Raw genomic sequence first — 16,655 nt, forward strand, 5'->3', positions numbered from 1 at the left:
TAATTAATCATCATTTTTCGCGTTCTCAGCATTTTCATTATCCTCACGCATTTGCTCCCACTCTTCATGTTGATGCATAACCGAGCCTTCGAGTGATTCTGAGGTTTTGCCTACTTCCCACGGCGCATTATCTGGTAGCTCTTCGATATGGATGGTTTTTAGACCATAATCAGGCTGATAAGCCAGATCATATCGAGCGGCTTTGATCACAGATATCATCATCATACACAGAATGACAATGAGCGGTGCCCCCGCGATAATAGAAGCCGTCTGCAAGGTTTGCAGATCTCCTAAAAACATCAAAATGGCGGGTAATAAACACAAAGTAAATGCCCAAAACAGGCGATTCCAGCGATGCGGCTCATCATCTACTTCTATCTGTACGACAGATGCCAAGATATAAGAGATTGAGTCAAAGGTTGTGGCAGTAAAGATAACGGCCAAAAAGGTAAACACAGCGATGACTAAATAAGACATCGGTAAGCTGTTTAATATCGCAAAGATGGCAGCCGTTGGAGATTCATTATTGAGTACTGCAACCACATCGACCGTACCTGTCAGCTGTAGATACAAACCATAGTTACCTAAGATAATCATAAACATGGCACAGCCAAGCGAGCCATAGAACATGGACCCCAAGACCATATTGCGTATGGTGCGTCCTCTAGAGATTTTGGCAATAAATAGACCGATAGTTGGTGCAAATACTAGCCACCATGCCCAATAGAAAACCGTCCAATCTTGTGGAAAGGTCGTGTGCTCAAAACCGAACTCTGGGAAGTCTTTAAAGGGTTCGATATAGGTCATCATGCGCGGCATTTCAGTGATAGAACGCCCTAGCGCTTCTAAGCCCGTATTCAAAATAAAGACGGTTGGCCCGACAATTAGAATAAATAATAAGAAGGCGACCGCTAAGTAAAAGTTAATGTTGGAGAGTTTTTGAATACCGCCTTTTAACCCTTGATAGGCGCTATAAGCGAAAATCATGGTAGTCACTAACAACACGACAATCTGCATCGTGGTGTTACGTGGCAGACCAAACAGGTTGTGTAAGCCTTCATTGATAAGCGGAGAGGCCAGACCTAGCGTCGTCGCGCCACCACCAACCATACCGAAGACAAATAGTACATCAAGCATCTTGGCCCAGTTACTGCCAGCCAGCTTTTCACCCAACAATGGCATGAGTGTTTGGCTAACTTTGAGTATGGGTGTCTGACGCACGTAATAAAAATAAGCGATAGGCACAGCAGGTACTAGGTAGATGGCCCAAGCAACAGGACCCCAGTGAAAGATACCGTAGGTAGTCGCCCAGCGGATGGCGTCTGGTGAGCCGCCCGGTAGATTAAAAGGAGGGCCTTGATAATAATAAGCCCACTCAATCAGTCCCCAATACAGGATACTGGCACCAATACCGCCGCAAAATAACATGGACGCCCAAGAAGAATCTGAAAACTCAGGAGTTTCTTCTGGGCGGCCTAGTTTGATCTTACCGATGTCAGATATCACGATGTAAATGACAAACATCATGGCGAGCGCACCGAATGCTAGATAAGCGAAGCCAAAGTTATCAACCACAAAGCTTCGTGCTATTCCTACCCAAGCTTTGCCTTGTTCGGGGAATAATATCAAAGGTATGGCGATACTGAAAAGGATGGCCAGCACCATAAAAAACGTGAATTTGTCGATACGGGTGTCAGGTACGTGGTCAGGTCGCCACTGTGGTACCGACATCCCGACATCGAAGGTGCCTAGGTGTGGAGGTTTGTGGTGCTTTGATCGTGCTTTTACATAATCTGGAAGGTATTCTTTTGAAGATTTATTCATGCCCTTATCTGGTTTCTGACGATTTTGCTCGTTATCAAAGTTACTCATTTCATTGTCTCTTTATATTGCTCTTTGTATTTGATGTTACTGTCTATCACCTACTATTTATCACTTATTCAGTTTTTAAATCTAGAATTCCTTTTTCTCGTGGTTGATATATTTCCTGCAATTAATGTTTGGATATTCTAAAGTACTAATCAATTTTCCAAGACTACTCACTAGGTAGCCTTCATCTTCATTACTACTACTATGTGTATTATATTTTTATCGTAATGGTCAGTATGGTAGATATAAGCCTACCTTCTATGAGCATAACCACTACGACTATAACTACTATGAGCATAGTAGCGGTAAATACATGGTTTTGTTTGTTTAATTGCAATACTCCCGTAATGAACTGGTTTTGATTTTCTTTATTATTTACTTTAGGTCGGGTTGTTTTCGAGCACTTACCTTCTAAAAATTCAAATATTTATGCATAACTGTTAATAATCGAACATCTAATAGCCAATAGAGGGCGTAAACTTGTTAAAATAGGGCACCAATTTATCTATTGATGGACATCGATTTATGACCACTGCCGCTGCCACTCCTACCATTAAAGAAGACCGCATCTTAATTCTCGATTTTGGCTCGCAGTATAGCCAGCTGATCGCTCGCCGTGTACGTGATTCTGGCGTATTTTGTGAGATGTTCCCTTATGATATCGACGCTCAACGCATCATCGATTTTGGCGCAAAAGGCGTTATCTTATCGGGTGGCCCTGAGAGCGTCCATGCTGAAAACAGCCCACGTATCAACGACGCTGTGTTTGATTTGGGCGTACCAGTACTAGGTATTTGCTACGGTATGCAGGCGATGGCAGATCGTTTCGGCGGGCAGGTTCATGCCAGTGATATCCATGAATTTGGCGCAGCGACTATCAATATCAATGGTACCTCTACCTTGATCGATGGTATCGAAGATGCGGCTGGCACGCTCAATGTCTGGATGAGTCATGGTGACAAAGTGGTAGATGCACCAGCTGGCTTTGATATTGTGGCCAGCACACCAAGTTGCCCAATTGCAATTATGGCCAATGATGACAAGCAATATTATGGTCTACAGTTCCACCCAGAAGTGACGCATACTCTACAAGGTCAAGCATTGCTTGGTCGTTTCGTCCATCAGATTTGCGAGTGCGCTGGTGAGTGGACGCCAGACAATATCGCTGATATGCGTATCGCACAGTTAAAAGAGCAAATCGGTGACAAGCAGGTATTGCTGGGTCTATCAGGCGGTGTCGATAGCTCAGTAGTAGCCGCGCTATTGCACAAAGCGATTGGTGATCAGCTTACCTGCGTATTTGTAGACAACGGCTTACTTCGTTTGAACGAAGGCGACCAAGTGATGCAAATCTTTGCAGAAAACATGGGCGTAAAAGTCATTCGTGTTGATGCCGAAGATTTGTTCTTAAACGCACTAGCAGGCGAGTCTGATCCAGAGAAGAAACGTAAAATCATCGGCAAAACCTTCATCGACGTATTCGCTGATAGTGCGCGTCAAGTGAGCGAGCAGAGCGATGGTAAAGTCGTTGAGTTCTTAGCACAGGGTACGATTTACCCAGACGTCATCGAATCTGCTAAGTCACATCAAGGCAAAGCACACGTCATTAAAAGCCATCATAACGTAGGTGGTTTGCCAGACGACTTAGCATTCAAGCTGATTGAGCCATTACGTGATTTGTTCAAAGACGAAGTGCGCAAGCTTGGTATCACTTTGGGCCTACCAGCCAAAATGATCTATCGTCATCCGTTCCCAGGTCCAGGTTTGGGCGTGCGTATCCTTGGTGAAGTGAAAAAAGAATACGCTGATATCCTGCGTTTGGCTGATGCCATCTTTATGGCAGAGCTAGAAAAATCAGGCTGGTACGATAAGACTGCACAGGCCTTTGCCGTATTCCAACCCATCAAATCAGTCGGCGTGGTTGGCGATGGTCGCCGCTATGCGTGGGTAATCGCGCTGCGTGCCGTTGAAACCGTAGACTTCATGACGGCTCGCTTTGCGCATCTGCCGTATGATTTGATTGAGACGGTATCGAACCGCATTATGAATGAAATCGCTGAAGTATCACGCGTGACTTATGATGTTTCGAGCAAGCCACCTGCGACAATTGAGTGGGAATAAATCGTTTAAGTATTCTAAACGGTAACGGTGTTAACCTCGCTAGATGTACAAACACGTACTATCTGCGCTCGGTTGCCTTGTTACCACCTTAGACTACGTAAACTTATCTAAATAGCTTTTCAACTCAGGTTTTTTGAATTGATATACAGCTTGTCGTCAACAAAAAATCACTCAACTTGATTGGGTGTTTTTTTTGGTTTGAATAAACAGGCAACTAAGAATGCTTTAGTTTTTTATTGAACATTTGTTTTTATTATCTATAATATAGCCAACTTTAATTGGCTATTGATTATTGAAGTCGAGATAAGACAACTAACCGTTCAGTATTTATTAAAACTAAGGGATAAGATGCTTTGTAATAATTGTGGTCAAGAAAACTCAAGTGAAGCAGGATTTTGTTCGAAATGTGGGCATCAGCTGTCTAATACTCAAGCACAAACACCACCACCGCTCACTGCCGTAAATATCTCAAAAGATGCGCAAAGCCCACAAAACACAGTATCTTCTGACTCTGAGACAGCGGACACTTTACTGGCGGCCTTCGTTGGTGAAAAGTATGATGGTTTTTACCGTGATAAATGGTTTAAGGACAGTGAGCCACGCCTAGAAGTTAATAACGATGGTTCGAGCATTCACAGTTTTAATATTGTCGGACTTCTCTTGGGAACATCATGGTTGTGTTATCGCAAGATGTACCTAGTAGCCCTATGTATTGTAGTTAGTATAAATACGGTCGATTTGATTTTAATGTATACGCTCGGTATGGAAACGTATAACTCTCTTGGTCAAACCAGTTTTTTTATCGCATGGGCAGTATTGACGGGTATGTTAGGTAATTATTTTTACTTTAGTCATAGCGTTAAAAATATTAAAACAGCCATGAGTGGCACAGCAGATCCAGTTACGCTTAAACAAACATTAGCGGAAAAAGGTGGTACATCATGGGTTGGCGCAATCGTGGGTAGTATATTGGCGGTGTTGCTATCAATGGGTATGTCCTACTTTTTTGCCCCTGATTGGTATTGGTTGGTGTAGCTTGTATGATATAGATAGTGCTAAATTAAAAAATGGATAATTAATGATGGAAGCGTTAACACAAGCATTCGATTTGGAACTAACGGACAAAGATCATGGGCAAGGCTGGGCCTTTGGTCATCCTGTTGGTATTGCCACTAATCAATGGCCACGAAGTAGAATAAATGGTCTACCAATGGCGCACTTATGGACGATATTAGTACCTGAAGCGTATCGCGTAAAAGGAAGGGCTCTGGTGGCAATATCATTTTTTCAAGCGGATGATGCCTTTGAAGATAGGGTTGATGGTGTCGAGGAAATGATTACTAACCTCACTGAGATGAATAATATAGACGCTAAGGATTTTTGGGCGTCATTGAGTCATTACGCCAACCATCGCCATCCACAAGAAACTTATCTGGAAGATATTATTGGTGGTGGCTGGGCATTGATTTGGCTAACGGAAGCAGAGTTCTCTGGTGGGTCCACACCGATGCCCAATAAAGAAAATACTATATGTCCAAGCTATGAAGTAGAAGAGTGGAGTAGTACTTGCTTTGTCAAAGATGCACCTGCTCAGTTTATTAAGCACGTTATCCGAATAGATGATCCTAATATTGGCAAGATGCTCGATGAGTGGCCAGATGAAGATGAAGATGATGAGAATGCTTATATTTCGATGTTCCCTGAAAAAGGTGAAACGTTAGGGCTTGATAGGTTTCATGCAAAAAATCATTTTGGTGGTACGGCCAATCCCATTCAGGGCATGCCAGAATTTAGTCCATTTTATATTGAGTTTGAAGAAATGCTTGGTGATGCCAATATGGGCGGTGGTAATGGGCAAATTGATTTGCTGAATGATCAGTTTGACTGGGCGTGTGGCTAGTTTTTGATTGGATTAGGATGGTCATGTCAGCTCAATATAGCAATAAAAAGCACTCAACTTGTTTGGGTGTTTTTTTATTACTTATCTTCGGTAAAGTCCTTTAATTATTTGTACTGACTTTTCAAAGTCACTATTATAAAAATAAGCATTATTTTTGTTATTATTAATTTTCCATTGATTAAACTCAGCTCTATCATTATCGAAACCGAAGTATGTTACTTTAGCTTTTGAGTTGCCAAGTATGCTCCAAATATGCTTGTCTATTTCATGAACGCGTACACCTACTACAAAAATGTTAGACGATTTATTAACTTGTTCTTTCCACATCTCATATTGGTTTCGAACGTAATCAGGACTAATTCTTACAGCTTTTCCTTCAGCAAACATTGCAATGGCAGGAGCAACACTGTCTTCTTGCTCACATTTATTAAGAGTATCAATTTGATTTAATGGTCTAATAGGGCAAACTATATCAGCTATACCGCTACCAGAAAAGTTGCAATTACTAAAACTTCCCGTAGGAATGTCAGGCCAAAAGTTACTTGAACCATGAATCTTTAGAAGTCTGACGCCTCCCTGATGGTATTCAGATGAATAAGTCGTAAACAAACCTAGTTTGGCTGCTGACAATTCAAAAAGAAGGTCGTAGTTTAAACTGCTATAAACAACTCTCTGGCAACCTAACTCTCTTATAAGTCTCAAATATACGTTAAATTCTGTTGGTTTAAAGTGAGCTAAATAGTAGGCCAATTCTCTTTGAAATGACATTATGTTCTTATTGGAATACTTGAAATATTCTGCCATTCCATCTTCAAAGTTATTCTCAAAAAGATGCTTTATATATTCTGGTAAAGTCGCCGCCACTCCACCCCTTTTTACTAAATCATTAAACAAGCCATTACCGAGAGGCGGTGTATAAGGTTCGACACCGACACTACCAAAACTAGCACCTGCCCCTAATAATACAACTACAGCCATTAAAACCTCCTTAGAAGATAATCTTTTTTATCAATTTAGGAAATCATTATAGTTGATGCTAAAAAGGTTATGTTATCTTACTGATAAGCTTTGATATAATTTCTTTCAAATTAAAAAAGGCAGCACCTCAAAAGAGATGCTGCCTTTTTATAATGTTCAACCGCTAAGCTAAAATTCTAACCCTTCACATTCACCACATAACGCCCAACCACTTTGCTCGACATAAAGCGATCTAAGTATTCTGGCGTTTGCTCTAGCGTAATCTCTTCACCATAGCTCTCAAGATTAGGCAGCTTCATATCGGTGGCAACACGTTTCCAAATGGCTTCTTTATCAGCCAGTGGAATATAGACCGAATCGATACCCAATAATGACACCGCGCGGGTGATAAAAGGTATTACCGACATCGAAAAATCAGCGCCACTGGCTAGGCCGCAACTGGTCACTGCACCGCCCGCTTTAGTTTGCTTTAGTAGGTTGGGTAAGTAGTCACCACCAATGGTATCAATGGCGTTTGCCCATAGCTCACGGCCGACAGGTTTGTTACCAATTTCATTGATGGTATCGCGATGACGTACTTCGCTCGCGCCCAATGCTTTTAGATGCTCGCTTTGCTCAGGCTTACCTGAGAACGCAATCACCTCATAGCCGAGCTGCTTTAGGATAGCGATACTGATCGTACCGACGCCACCTGTTGCGCCAGTCACAGCGACTGGACCATCACTTGGTTTTGCGCCCATTTTCTCTAGCTTTTGCACACTCAGCGCTGCGGTCAATCCGCCAGTACCATAAGTCATTGCTTCTTTTAGCGTGAGCGTTTCTGGACAAGCCAGTGCCCAATCTGTTGGGATTGAGATCATCTGACCCAGACCACCATCTGTATCCATACCGAGATCATAGCCGAATACCAATACTTCTTGCCCTACGGTAAACGTGCCTGATTTGTCACTGACGACCACGCCTGCTGCATCGATACCAGGGGTATGTGGATACTGTTTGGTGATTCGTTTATTACCCGATGCCGACATTGCATCTTTAAAATTCAATGATGAGTAATGTACTTCGATGAGCAAATCGTTTTCTGGTAGGTCACTGATTTTGCGTTCTTGAATGCTTTTTTTAAATTCGCCATCGCTGGTTTCTTCAACGACTAAGGCTTTGAAAGTTGTATCGTTTGACATGGTTATATCCCTATTCAGTTTTATTATTTGTGTTCATTAACTTAGCGATATTAGTACTGCAGAATGGTTAAAAAAAGCCCATCGTATCTTATTGTTCATACACATGGGCTTTCTTATTTTTTCTAATACCGCTAGTTTTTGCACTCATTACGAGATTAAGAGACGAGTGCAGGAATTAAGGTTTTAAAAGAACTTTGCCTTTTTTACCTGATTGCACTTTTCCAGACACTGCGGTGGCGATATCGTCCAGACTATAGATAGCTTCGATTGGTAGTTTTAGATCGCCATTCGTTGCGCGTTCTAGTAGCTCATCGATCAGACGTTGTTTGTTGTCTAGATCCATTTCTTGGCTGGTTTTGCTGCCCCAGAATCCTTTTACAGTCGCTTGCTTAAAGATTAAGCTGCCAGCGTCCAGTGCCATTGGCTTGCCTGACATGATACCAAATGAGACCAGCGTTCCTTTGCTACCAAGTAATGATAGTAGCTCGTTGCTCGACTCACCACCGACCGAGTCAACGGCTGCTGTAATCTTGTCATCACCAATGATGGCGCGAACTTGGTCTTTCCAGTCATCGTCAGCTGTGACGACATTGTTTTTGATATCAAGTGAGGTCAGCTCTTCTATCGCGTCTTTACTACGTACGAGGTTAATCGTATTTACACCGCGCGCTGCTGCTAGCATCGCAAGGGTTTTACCGACAGCACCGTTTGCCGCGTTGTGGATGATCCATTGACCGCTACTCACTTCTAAGAATTCTAATAACATTAAGGCAGATAGTGGCATAGCAATCAGCTGTGCAGCCAGTTCGTCTTCGATGCTATCAGGCATGTTAAATACCATACTAGCAGGGGCGACAAAATACTCCGCCCACGTCTCATGCACACTGGCACACGCCACACGCTGACCAACACTAAATTCTGTCACATCATCGCCTACGGCATCGATAATGCCTAGCGCTTCACTACCGCCGATGGCTGGCATCTCAGGCTTATAGCCATATTGTCCACTCACTGTCAGCATGTCATGGTTGTGAATAGGTGAGAGGATAGTTTTGATACGGACTTCGTTGGCAGCAGGCTGCGGCATAGGACTGTCGCCCACGCTCAATACGTCAGAAGGTTTGCCAAAGCTGTTATGAATAGCACTACGCATAATAATTTCCTTTATGTATTTATGATTTGGTTTATTTATAAGTGTATGAATAACCGACTATAAATATCATGTTATCAAGGTCATTCACCAATGTATTTTTTCTTCTAGTAGAAACGATACCATGATAATGATGCTTATAGGTTATCGACTCACAAAGACACTATACTTAAAAATAGACTGGTCGTCTAGACGTTGGATACATTTGCGCTAACGGGATTTTATTATAGAAAGCTTGGCTTACATCGGTAGTATTCTTGGCGATACCGTTAGTATGGATGTAAAGCCGTTTATAGTATTTGATTATGGGCTTCAGCAAGATTCTGTAGTTAGTATGACCTTTGGAAAAGAAACTAAAAAGAAAAATTATTGGTAACATGACTCAATAAATTATGGCGAATATAGCAATTAATTACTTATGTTAATTAACCACCATGCTACTCGCGGTCGCATTAGAAATTGTTACATTACGTGACATGAGCAGTCTTCGATATGATTCTCTAAATTCTCAGATGTCTTACACTCGATAGCATATCACTACTTCAAACATTAATTCGTCAGCACTATAAAGTTTCAAATAGATGTCAGCTACAATTTATCACAACAGAATAATATTTTAATGAGTGATGGGTTTTTATGAAAAAAATGTATAAATCCTTGTAAAATTCTATGAATGAGTATGTTTTTCGTTCGTTTCTACTCATTATTAGTACATGCAGATGTTTGACTATATTTACATTTCTTCTATGAACTGAAAAATTGTTGACATAGATGGCTTTTTTGATTATTACTATTACTAATAACTTTATAACGTTCATTATTCACAGATGTTAGTCATCAGAAATTTAGATATTCGAAATGTCTGATTAATCATCGCTATGAGGTTAGTGGTCAGAATATGACCCCTAACTACGTAATAATGAATATGAAAACGATAAACTTTCAACTTTAATGGATTTATGAACAGGTTGATTAATCTGTTCGCCATCTGCCCGCTAGGACGCCATATGACCCACAACCCTGTCTCATTCCGTACTGCTATCTTTTTACCCACTTCCCTTGTACTTGCTATGTTTATGACCGGTTGTAGTGACGATACGGCAAACAATAATGCCAGCTCATCAGCTGATATTGATCCAAGCGTACTGGCAGAGACTCAGGAAATGGTCATCAATAACGGGACGGAACCTGAGTCGCTAGATCCTCATAAGGTGTCTGGTGTACCTGAGTCTAATATTGGTCGCCAATTATTTGAAGGATTGACCAATACCGATGCAGACGGCAAAACCATTCCAGGAATGGCAACTGAGTGGGAGAGTCCAGACAACAAAGTCTGGACGTTCAAACTGCGTGACGCTAAGTGGTCAAACGGCGATCCTGTGACGGCGCAAGATTTTGTCTATAGTATGCGCCGATTGGTCGATCCAGATACCGCATCCCCTTATTCAAGCTATTTGGTTGATGCAAAGGTCGTCGGCGCTGACAAAATCGTCGAAGGCGCTGCTGGCATCGAGACGCTTGGGGTAAAAGCAATCGATGACAAAATATTGCAAATCACGTTGTCAGAGCCCGTACCTTATTTTCCAGATATGCTGATTCACAACTCCGTCAAACCTGTGCATCAAAAAACCATCGAAGCATTCGGTGATAAATGGACAGATCCTGCCAACATCGTCGTCAATGGTCCTTACAAAGTCAGTAAGTGGAAGATCAACGATGAACTCGTTTTGACACGTAATCCTTCTTATTATGACGATGCCAATACGACGCTGAACACCATCACGATACTACCGATTCCTTCTAGCACCACCGATGTTGCGCGCTATCAGGCTGGTGAAGTGGATGTCACTTATAACGAGATTCCAACCGAGCAGTTCGCTTCCTTAAAAGAGAGCAATGGTGATGAGCTTAGAGTCTCTCCTTATCTTTGTACGTATTACTATGAATTTAATACGGTCAAACCGCCTTTTGATAATCCAAAAGTACGTCGCGCGTTAGCCTTGGCATTGGATCGCGACACTATTGCAGATAAGGTGATCGGTCAAGGACAAACGGCGGCTTATCAGCTCACGCCTACCGCCGCGAATGGAGATGTGGCTAATACACCAGAATGGTCTACTTGGGATAAAGAAAAGCGTATCGCTGAGGCTAAAAAACTCTTGAATGAAGCCGGCTACAACGAGAGTAATCCACTCGCGTTTGAGCTGCTGTATAACACCAATGACAACCATAAAAAGGTCGCAGTTGCTGCCACTTCGTTATGGACGCAAGCACTTGGTTTTGTTGATGTGACATTGACGAATAAAGAGTGGAAAACCTATCTGGATACGCGCCGCAACGGTAACTATCAAATCGCTCGTGCTGGCTGGTGTGCGGATTATAACGAACCTTCAGCCTTTTTGAATATTGCCAAATCTGACAATAGCGGTAACTACGGTAAGTATGCTAATGCCAATTTTGATAGCTTAATGGCTCAAACGTTAAAAGCGGGTGTCACACCTGAGCAGCGTGCAAGCTTGTATCAAAAAGCTGAGGCACAGTTAGATCAAGATATGGGGCTACTCAATATCTATCATTACGTCAGCCCTCGTTTGGTAAAACCTTACGTCATCGGCTTTTCAAAGAACGATCCTCTAGATAATTGGCAAGGTAAAGATATCTCTATCGCCAAGCACTGATCATTAAGCACTGATCATCAAAGAATGACCATCCAATAGTCTTATCAGCAGGCGCTATGAAAAGGAGTAATTCCGATTGATAGCGTCGGTCTGCTATGGATTAGAGAAAATCTGAAAGCAGCGTAAATACTCAAAACGAGCATTTTAAAATCAGGCATCGTTGTACAGGTAATATTATAAAGAGGCATTATGCTAAAGCTTATTTTTCGGCGGATTTTAGAAGCCATTCCGACCATGTTTGTGTTGATAACCGTGTCCTTTTTTATGATGCGGTTAGCACCGGGCAGTCCTTTTAGTAGTGAGCGCAGCTTGTCGCCAGCGGTATTGGCCAATATCGAAGCCAAATACAATCTTAACGATCCTATGTGGCTGCAATATATCCACTATCTACAGCAGCTGGCAGTAGGCGATTTTGGCCCGTCTTTTAAATATAAAGACTATACGGTCAATGAGCTATTGTCGCAGTCGTTTCCAGTGTCTATGGAACTGGGTATGTACGCTTTTATATTGGCACTGGTGTTAGGACTTATCCTTGGTGTGATAGCGGCGCTCAAGCAAAACTCGTGGATGGATTATGTACTGATGGCGTTTGCCATGACAGGTGTTGTGATTCCAAGCTTTGTGAAAGCCCCACTATTGGTACTTATTTTTGCCATTATTTTGCAGTGGCTGCCAGCAGGTGGCTGGAACGATGGGGCCGTGCGAAATTTGATATTGCCCGTCACCGCCTTGGCATTGGCTTATGTCGCCAGTATCGCGCGTATCATGCGTGGCTCTATGATTGAGGTGATGAACAGCCAGTACATTCGCACGGCCCGGTCTAAAGGCTTGCCGATGCGACAAATCGTGATGAAGCATGCGCTCAGACCAGCTTTATTACCCGTCATCTCTTATCTAGGTCCTGCTTTCGTGGGTATTATTACCGGCTCTATCGTGATCGAGACTATTTTTGGTTTGCCGGGTATCGGACAGTTATTTGTGAATGGAGCGCTCAATCGTGATTATGGGGTCGTGCTCAGTTTGACCATTTTGGTTGGTGTATTAACGATCGCCTTTAACGCCATCGTCGATATTTTATACGCCATCATTGATCCGAAAATCCAGTATTGATATTAATATTGATGGCCGCTTAAAACACACCGTATAAATGCCAATCATCGCTTAAAAATAAATATCAGATTTTCAATTAGACCCTCAATTAGATAAGTAAAAGGACGACTATGAGCCTGACCGTAGACCAGCCAACCGAGCTTATGGATACGCCTGTTAAAGAGATTAAAGGTCGTAGCCTGTGGCAAGATGCGTGGCGACGTTTTTATCAAAACAAAGCAGCAGTGACGAGCTTTTTTATCTTATTACTCGTCGGTATGTTTGTCATCTTTGTGCCCATGCTAGCGCCTTTTGGTTATGCAGATACCGACTGGAACTTTATGCAGTCTGCACCCTCGATTGAAAACAAGCATTATTTTGGTACGGACTCGCTGGGTCGAGATTTGCTCGTGCGCACAGCAGTCGGCGGGCGAATATCTCTATTGGTGGGTATCGCTGGTGCAACGGTGGCGGTACTGGTTGGTACGGTATATGGTGCAACATCAGGCTATCTGGGCGGCAAAGTCGACATGATTATGATGCGCTTTTTAGAAATCCTTAGCGCCTTTCCTTTTATGTTCTTTGTGATTTTGCTCGTGACGATATTTGGTCGTAACCTTATTTTAATTTTCGTCGCTATCGGATTGGTCTCTTGGCTAGATGTCGCTCGTATCGTCCGTGGTCAGACGCTCAGTCTAAAAAGCAAAGAGTTTATTGAAGCGGCACACGTCGGCGGGGTATCCGGCTTTAATATTATCCTGCGTCATATCGTGCCCAACGTGCTTGGCGTGGTGGTGGTTTATGCTTCGTTACTGGTGCCAACGATGATTTTGTTTGAGTCGTTTTTGAGCTTCTTAGGACTTGGTGTACAAGAGCCTATGACCAGTTGGGGTGCGCTACTCCAAGAGGGCTCACAAACGATGCAAGTCGCCCCTTGGCAGATTTTGATTCCCTCGGCTTTTTTGGTCATTACTTTATTTTGCTTTAACTTTATTGGCGATGGTCTACGTGATGCATTCGACCCCAAAGACCGCTAGGCTCAAGCTCGCTAGGAGAACAACATCATGGCAACTCAAGATATTAATAGTGCACCTAAAAAAATAGATTCTACTGTCCGTAAGATAGGCGCTGAGTCAGAGCTCAATAATCAGGGCAATCCAGCCAGCCAAGCCAATCAAGAAAGCAGCTTGTTGGCGGTCAAAGATTTATCTGTGCAATTCACGACCGAAGATGGACTTGTGACCGCCGTGAATGGTTTAAATTTTAACCTGCATGAGGGTGAGACGTTGGGCATCGTCGGCGAATCAGGCTCTGGCAAGTCGCAGACGGCGTTTGCCATCATGGGTTTGCTAGCAAAGAATGGCCGTACCAAAGGTTCCGTAAAATTTGAAGGCAATGAGTTGCTGGGCTTATCACAAAAGGCACTGAATAAAATTCGCGCTGAGCAAATCGCTATGATCTTCCAAGATCCAATGACCTCACTCAACCCATATATGAAAATAGGCGATCAGCTTGCCGAAGTGTTGATCCTGCATAAAGGTATGAGCAAAAAAGACGCATGGGCAGAGTCGATACGTATGCTCGATGCGGTCAAAATCCCTGAGGCAAAAAACCGTATTGGCATGTATCCGCATGAGTTTTCAGGTGGTATGCGTCAGCGGGTCATGATTGCTATGGCGCTGCTGTGTCGGCCTAAACTACTGATTGCCGATGAGCCAACGACCGCACTTGATGTGACCGTACAAGCACAGATTATGGTGCTATTGAATGAGCTAAAGCGTGATTTTGGCACCACTATTGTCATGATTACGCATGATTTGGGTGTGGTGGCAGGTATCTGTGATCGGGTGCTTGTGATGTATGCTGGTCGTACCATGGCATATGGTGAGACGGAAGAGATTTTTTATACGCCGACGCATCCTTATACTATCGGGCTATTAAAAGCCATTCCGCGTCTGGATGATGATAAAGGTAAGCTTGAGACTATTCCTGGCAGTCCGCCTAATCTACTTAACCTGCCGACTGGCTGTCCTTTTCATGAGCGCTGTACGCATGCGATGGATATCTGCCGTGATGTACCGCCGCCACTTGAGTTTCTGCCTAATGAGCGTCAACGCGCTTGTCATTGGCAGCCTGAGATGCAAGTCGATAAGTCAGCAGATATTAAAGAGAGTGTTTCAGCAGACACCGATACTGATACGGGCACCAAAAATCCATCAACGCTGGAGGGCTAGAGCATGACACTATCAAATACAGAGATGGTCAAAAACAGCAGCCAAGCCCCGCTATTACAAGTACAAAATGTGCATACGACATTCAATATTAAGCAAAAAGGCACGTACTTTTGGCAAAAGCCCGATACCTTAAAAGCCGTCAATGGCGTCTCGTTTGAGCTATTCGCTGGCGAGACTTTGGGCGTGGTAGGTGAGTCGGGATGCGGTAAGTCGACGCTGGCAAGAACGATCATCGGCCTCATACAAGCCAATTCCGGCAGTATTAAATTCGGTGATGAAGAGATCGTGGGCGCTTCCAAAAAAACCATGAGAATGAAGCGCAAAGACATTCAAATGATATTCCAAGATCCGCTAGCCTCGCTCAATCCGCGTATGACCGTAGGGGATATCATCGCAGAACCGCTGCGGACGTATTATCCAAACATGAAAAAAGCAGAGGTGCAGGATGAAGTACGTGCCCTGATGAAAAAGGTTGGCCTGCTGTCCAATCAGATTAACCGCTATCCGCATGAGTTCTCTGGTGGTCAGTGTCAGCGCATTGGTATTGCTCGTGCATTGATACTAAAGCCTAAAATCATTATCTGTGATGAGCCAGTCTCCGCCCTTGACGTCTCTATTCAAGCGCAGGTCATTAATTTATTGCAAGACATACAGCAAGAGATGGGATTGGCGCTGATTTTTATCGCTCATGATCTGTCAGTGATTAAGCATATCGCCGATCGGGTACTGGTCATGTATTTAGGTCATGCGGTTGAGCTAGGGGTAGACAAGGCCGTGTATAGCAATCCGACGCATCCATATACCCAAGCGCTGATGTCTGCGGTGCCATTACCTGATCCTATCGCCGAACGTAATAAAACCATTCAGTTGTTAGAAGGGGATTTGCCAAGTCCGATCAATCCACCGTCAGGCTGCGTATTCCGTACTCGCTGCCCGATCGCTGACAGCGAGTGTGCCCAAATCAAACCTGAGTTAGAAGGTACGTTGAACCATAGAGTCGCTTGTCTAAAGAATAAAGTTGCGTCTTAGTCCATTCACAGCTATAGCAATATCCACAATGATATTGATACGAGAAAAACGCGCGCAAGCGATACATCAGTACGGCTTGCGAAGTTAACGCTATAGCGGTTTGATAATGGTTAAATTGCGTCTCAATAAAACTCTATTCTACTCAACACATGCTCTTGTACCAGATAAGCACAAATATAAGCGCTTGGCCAAGCAAAACCAAAGGCCAAAACCCAAGAATGCATCAGCTCCATAAAGAAGCCATCGATAAAGCCTTGTTTGACCACCAATAACGCTGTTGAGATGATAAGCGACATCATCAACGCCATGATGCCAGTAAAGATCAGTCGGTAGTATTTACGGCGAGTGCGGAGTTTGATAGCGGTAAGTTTTGCCATAGGTTTATGTCCTCCTACATAGTAATCGTCATGCCCCATGGGCAGTATT

13 protein-coding genes are annotated in these 16,655 nt (G+C 43.3%); 8 read left to right on the plus strand and 5 right to left on the minus strand.

Annotated elements, in window-relative coordinates; all coding sequences use genetic code 11:
* Positions 1-3 precede the first annotated feature (3 nt).
* Positions 4-1,872: a BCCT family transporter gene (locus I6E61_RS00425; RefSeq protein WP_265091271.1), complete on the minus strand. Its 1,869-nt coding sequence runs from the start codon at positions 1,870-1,872 to the stop codon at positions 4-6.
* Positions 1,873-2,394: 522 nt separating this feature from the next.
* On the opposite strand from I6E61_RS00425, the gene guaA reads away from it, so the two are divergent.
* From guaA to I6E61_RS00440, 3 genes are all read left to right on the plus strand, one after another.
* Positions 2,395-3,990: a glutamine-hydrolyzing GMP synthase gene (guaA, locus tag I6E61_RS00430; RefSeq protein WP_197128480.1), complete on the plus strand. Its 1,596-nt coding sequence runs from the start codon at positions 2,395-2,397 to the stop codon at positions 3,988-3,990.
* 348 nt (positions 3,991-4,338) lie between these two features.
* Positions 4,339-5,025, plus strand: a complete 687-nt coding sequence (locus I6E61_RS00435; RefSeq protein WP_197128482.1) for a zinc ribbon domain-containing protein — start codon at positions 4,339-4,341, stop codon at positions 5,023-5,025.
* A 43-nt stretch (positions 5,026-5,068) separates the two neighbouring features.
* Positions 5,069-5,890 carry a hypothetical protein gene (locus I6E61_RS00440; protein WP_197129516.1) on the plus strand — a complete coding sequence of 274 codons (822 nt, stop codon included), beginning with the start codon at positions 5,069-5,071 and terminating at the stop codon, positions 5,888-5,890.
* A gap of 81 nt (positions 5,891-5,971) precedes the next feature.
* Here the strand turns inward: I6E61_RS00440 and I6E61_RS00445 are convergent, their stop codons facing one another.
* From I6E61_RS00445 to I6E61_RS00455, 3 genes are all read right to left on the minus strand, one after another.
* A complete protein-coding gene (locus I6E61_RS00445; RefSeq protein ID WP_197128484.1) occupies positions 5,972-6,868 on the minus strand; it encodes a hypothetical protein in 897 nt (298 codons plus the stop codon).
* A gap of 176 nt (positions 6,869-7,044) precedes the next feature.
* Complete coding sequence (locus I6E61_RS00450) at positions 7,045-8,049, minus strand: YhdH/YhfP family quinone oxidoreductase (protein WP_197128486.1); 1,005 nt, start codon at positions 8,047-8,049, stop codon at positions 7,045-7,047.
* A gap of 175 nt (positions 8,050-8,224) precedes the next feature.
* On the minus strand, positions 8,225-9,202 hold the full coding sequence (locus I6E61_RS00455; protein ID WP_197128488.1) for a zinc-binding dehydrogenase: 978 nt from the start codon (positions 9,200-9,202) through the stop codon (positions 8,225-8,227).
* Between the two features lie 1,004 nt (positions 9,203-10,206).
* Between I6E61_RS00455 and I6E61_RS00460 the strand changes: the two genes are divergently transcribed.
* The 5 genes from I6E61_RS00460 to oppF all read left to right on the plus strand — a co-directional run bounded on the left by I6E61_RS00460 (position 10,207) and on the right by oppF (position 16,229).
* Positions 10,207-11,877 (plus strand): ABC transporter substrate-binding protein, encoded by a 1,671-nt coding sequence (locus tag I6E61_RS00460; protein WP_197128490.1) that lies wholly within the window; start codon positions 10,207-10,209, stop codon positions 11,875-11,877.
* A gap of 189 nt (positions 11,878-12,066) precedes the next feature.
* On the plus strand, positions 12,067-12,987 hold the full coding sequence (gene oppB / locus I6E61_RS00465; RefSeq protein WP_194363336.1) for an oligopeptide ABC transporter permease OppB: 921 nt from the start codon (positions 12,067-12,069) through the stop codon (positions 12,985-12,987).
* 110 nt (positions 12,988-13,097) lie between these two features.
* On the plus strand, positions 13,098-14,003 hold the full coding sequence (gene oppC, locus I6E61_RS00470) for an oligopeptide ABC transporter permease OppC (protein WP_010197600.1): 906 nt from the start codon (positions 13,098-13,100) through the stop codon (positions 14,001-14,003).
* A gap of 27 nt (positions 14,004-14,030) precedes the next feature.
* Positions 14,031-15,200, plus strand: a complete 1,170-nt coding sequence (gene oppD / locus I6E61_RS00475) for an oligopeptide ABC transporter ATP-binding protein OppD (protein ID WP_197128492.1) — start codon at positions 14,031-14,033, stop codon at positions 15,198-15,200.
* 3 nt (positions 15,201-15,203) lie between these two features.
* Complete coding sequence (gene oppF, locus I6E61_RS00480) at positions 15,204-16,229, plus strand: murein tripeptide/oligopeptide ABC transporter ATP binding protein OppF (RefSeq protein ID WP_320158554.1); 1,026 nt, start codon at positions 15,204-15,206, stop codon at positions 16,227-16,229.
* Between the two features lie 122 nt (positions 16,230-16,351).
* Here oppF and I6E61_RS00485 read toward each other — a convergent pair whose 3' ends face one another.
* Positions 16,352-16,606, minus strand: coding sequence for a DUF2798 domain-containing protein (locus I6E61_RS00485; protein WP_194363338.1), 255 nt, complete (start codon positions 16,604-16,606; stop codon positions 16,352-16,354).
* Positions 16,607-16,655: the final 49 nt, after the last annotated feature.

The sequence above is a fragment of the Psychrobacter sp. NZS113 genome (assembly GCF_015864825.1).
Lineage (GTDB): Bacteria > Pseudomonadota > Gammaproteobacteria > Pseudomonadales > Moraxellaceae > Psychrobacter.

What these genes read in the sequence shown, in the direction of transcription:
- I6E61_RS00485 (WP_194363338.1), bottom strand. Translation starts at nt 16,606, where the DNA reads ATGGCAAAACTTACCGCTATCAAACTCCGCACTCGCCGTAAATACTAC.
- I6E61_RS00440 (WP_197129516.1), top strand. Translation starts at nt 5,069, where the DNA reads ATGATGGAAGCGTTAACACAAGCATTCGATTTGGAACTAACGGACAAA.
- I6E61_RS00450 (WP_197128486.1), bottom strand. Translation starts at nt 8,049, where the DNA reads ATGTCAAACGATACAACTTTCAAAGCCTTAGTCGTTGAAGAAACCAGC.
- I6E61_RS00435 (WP_197128482.1), top strand. Translation starts at nt 4,339, where the DNA reads ATGCTTTGTAATAATTGTGGTCAAGAAAACTCAAGTGAAGCAGGATTT.
- I6E61_RS00460 (WP_197128490.1), top strand. Translation starts at nt 10,207, where the DNA reads ATGACCCACAACCCTGTCTCATTCCGTACTGCTATCTTTTTACCCACT.
- I6E61_RS00445 (WP_197128484.1), bottom strand. Translation starts at nt 6,868, where the DNA reads ATGGCTGTAGTTGTATTATTAGGGGCAGGTGCTAGTTTTGGTAGTGTC.
- guaA (WP_197128480.1), top strand. Translation starts at nt 2,395, where the DNA reads ATGACCACTGCCGCTGCCACTCCTACCATTAAAGAAGACCGCATCTTA.
- oppB (WP_194363336.1), top strand. Translation starts at nt 12,067, where the DNA reads ATGCTAAAGCTTATTTTTCGGCGGATTTTAGAAGCCATTCCGACCATG.
- I6E61_RS00455 (WP_197128488.1), bottom strand. Translation starts at nt 9,202, where the DNA reads ATGCGTAGTGCTATTCATAACAGCTTTGGCAAACCTTCTGACGTATTG.
- I6E61_RS00425 (WP_265091271.1), bottom strand. Translation starts at nt 1,872, where the DNA reads ATGAGTAACTTTGATAACGAGCAAAATCGTCAGAAACCAGATAAGGGC.
- oppC (WP_010197600.1), top strand. Translation starts at nt 13,098, where the DNA reads ATGAGCCTGACCGTAGACCAGCCAACCGAGCTTATGGATACGCCTGTT.
- oppF (WP_320158554.1), top strand. Translation starts at nt 15,204, where the DNA reads ATGACACTATCAAATACAGAGATGGTCAAAAACAGCAGCCAAGCCCCG.
- oppD (WP_197128492.1), top strand. Translation starts at nt 14,031, where the DNA reads ATGGCAACTCAAGATATTAATAGTGCACCTAAAAAAATAGATTCTACT.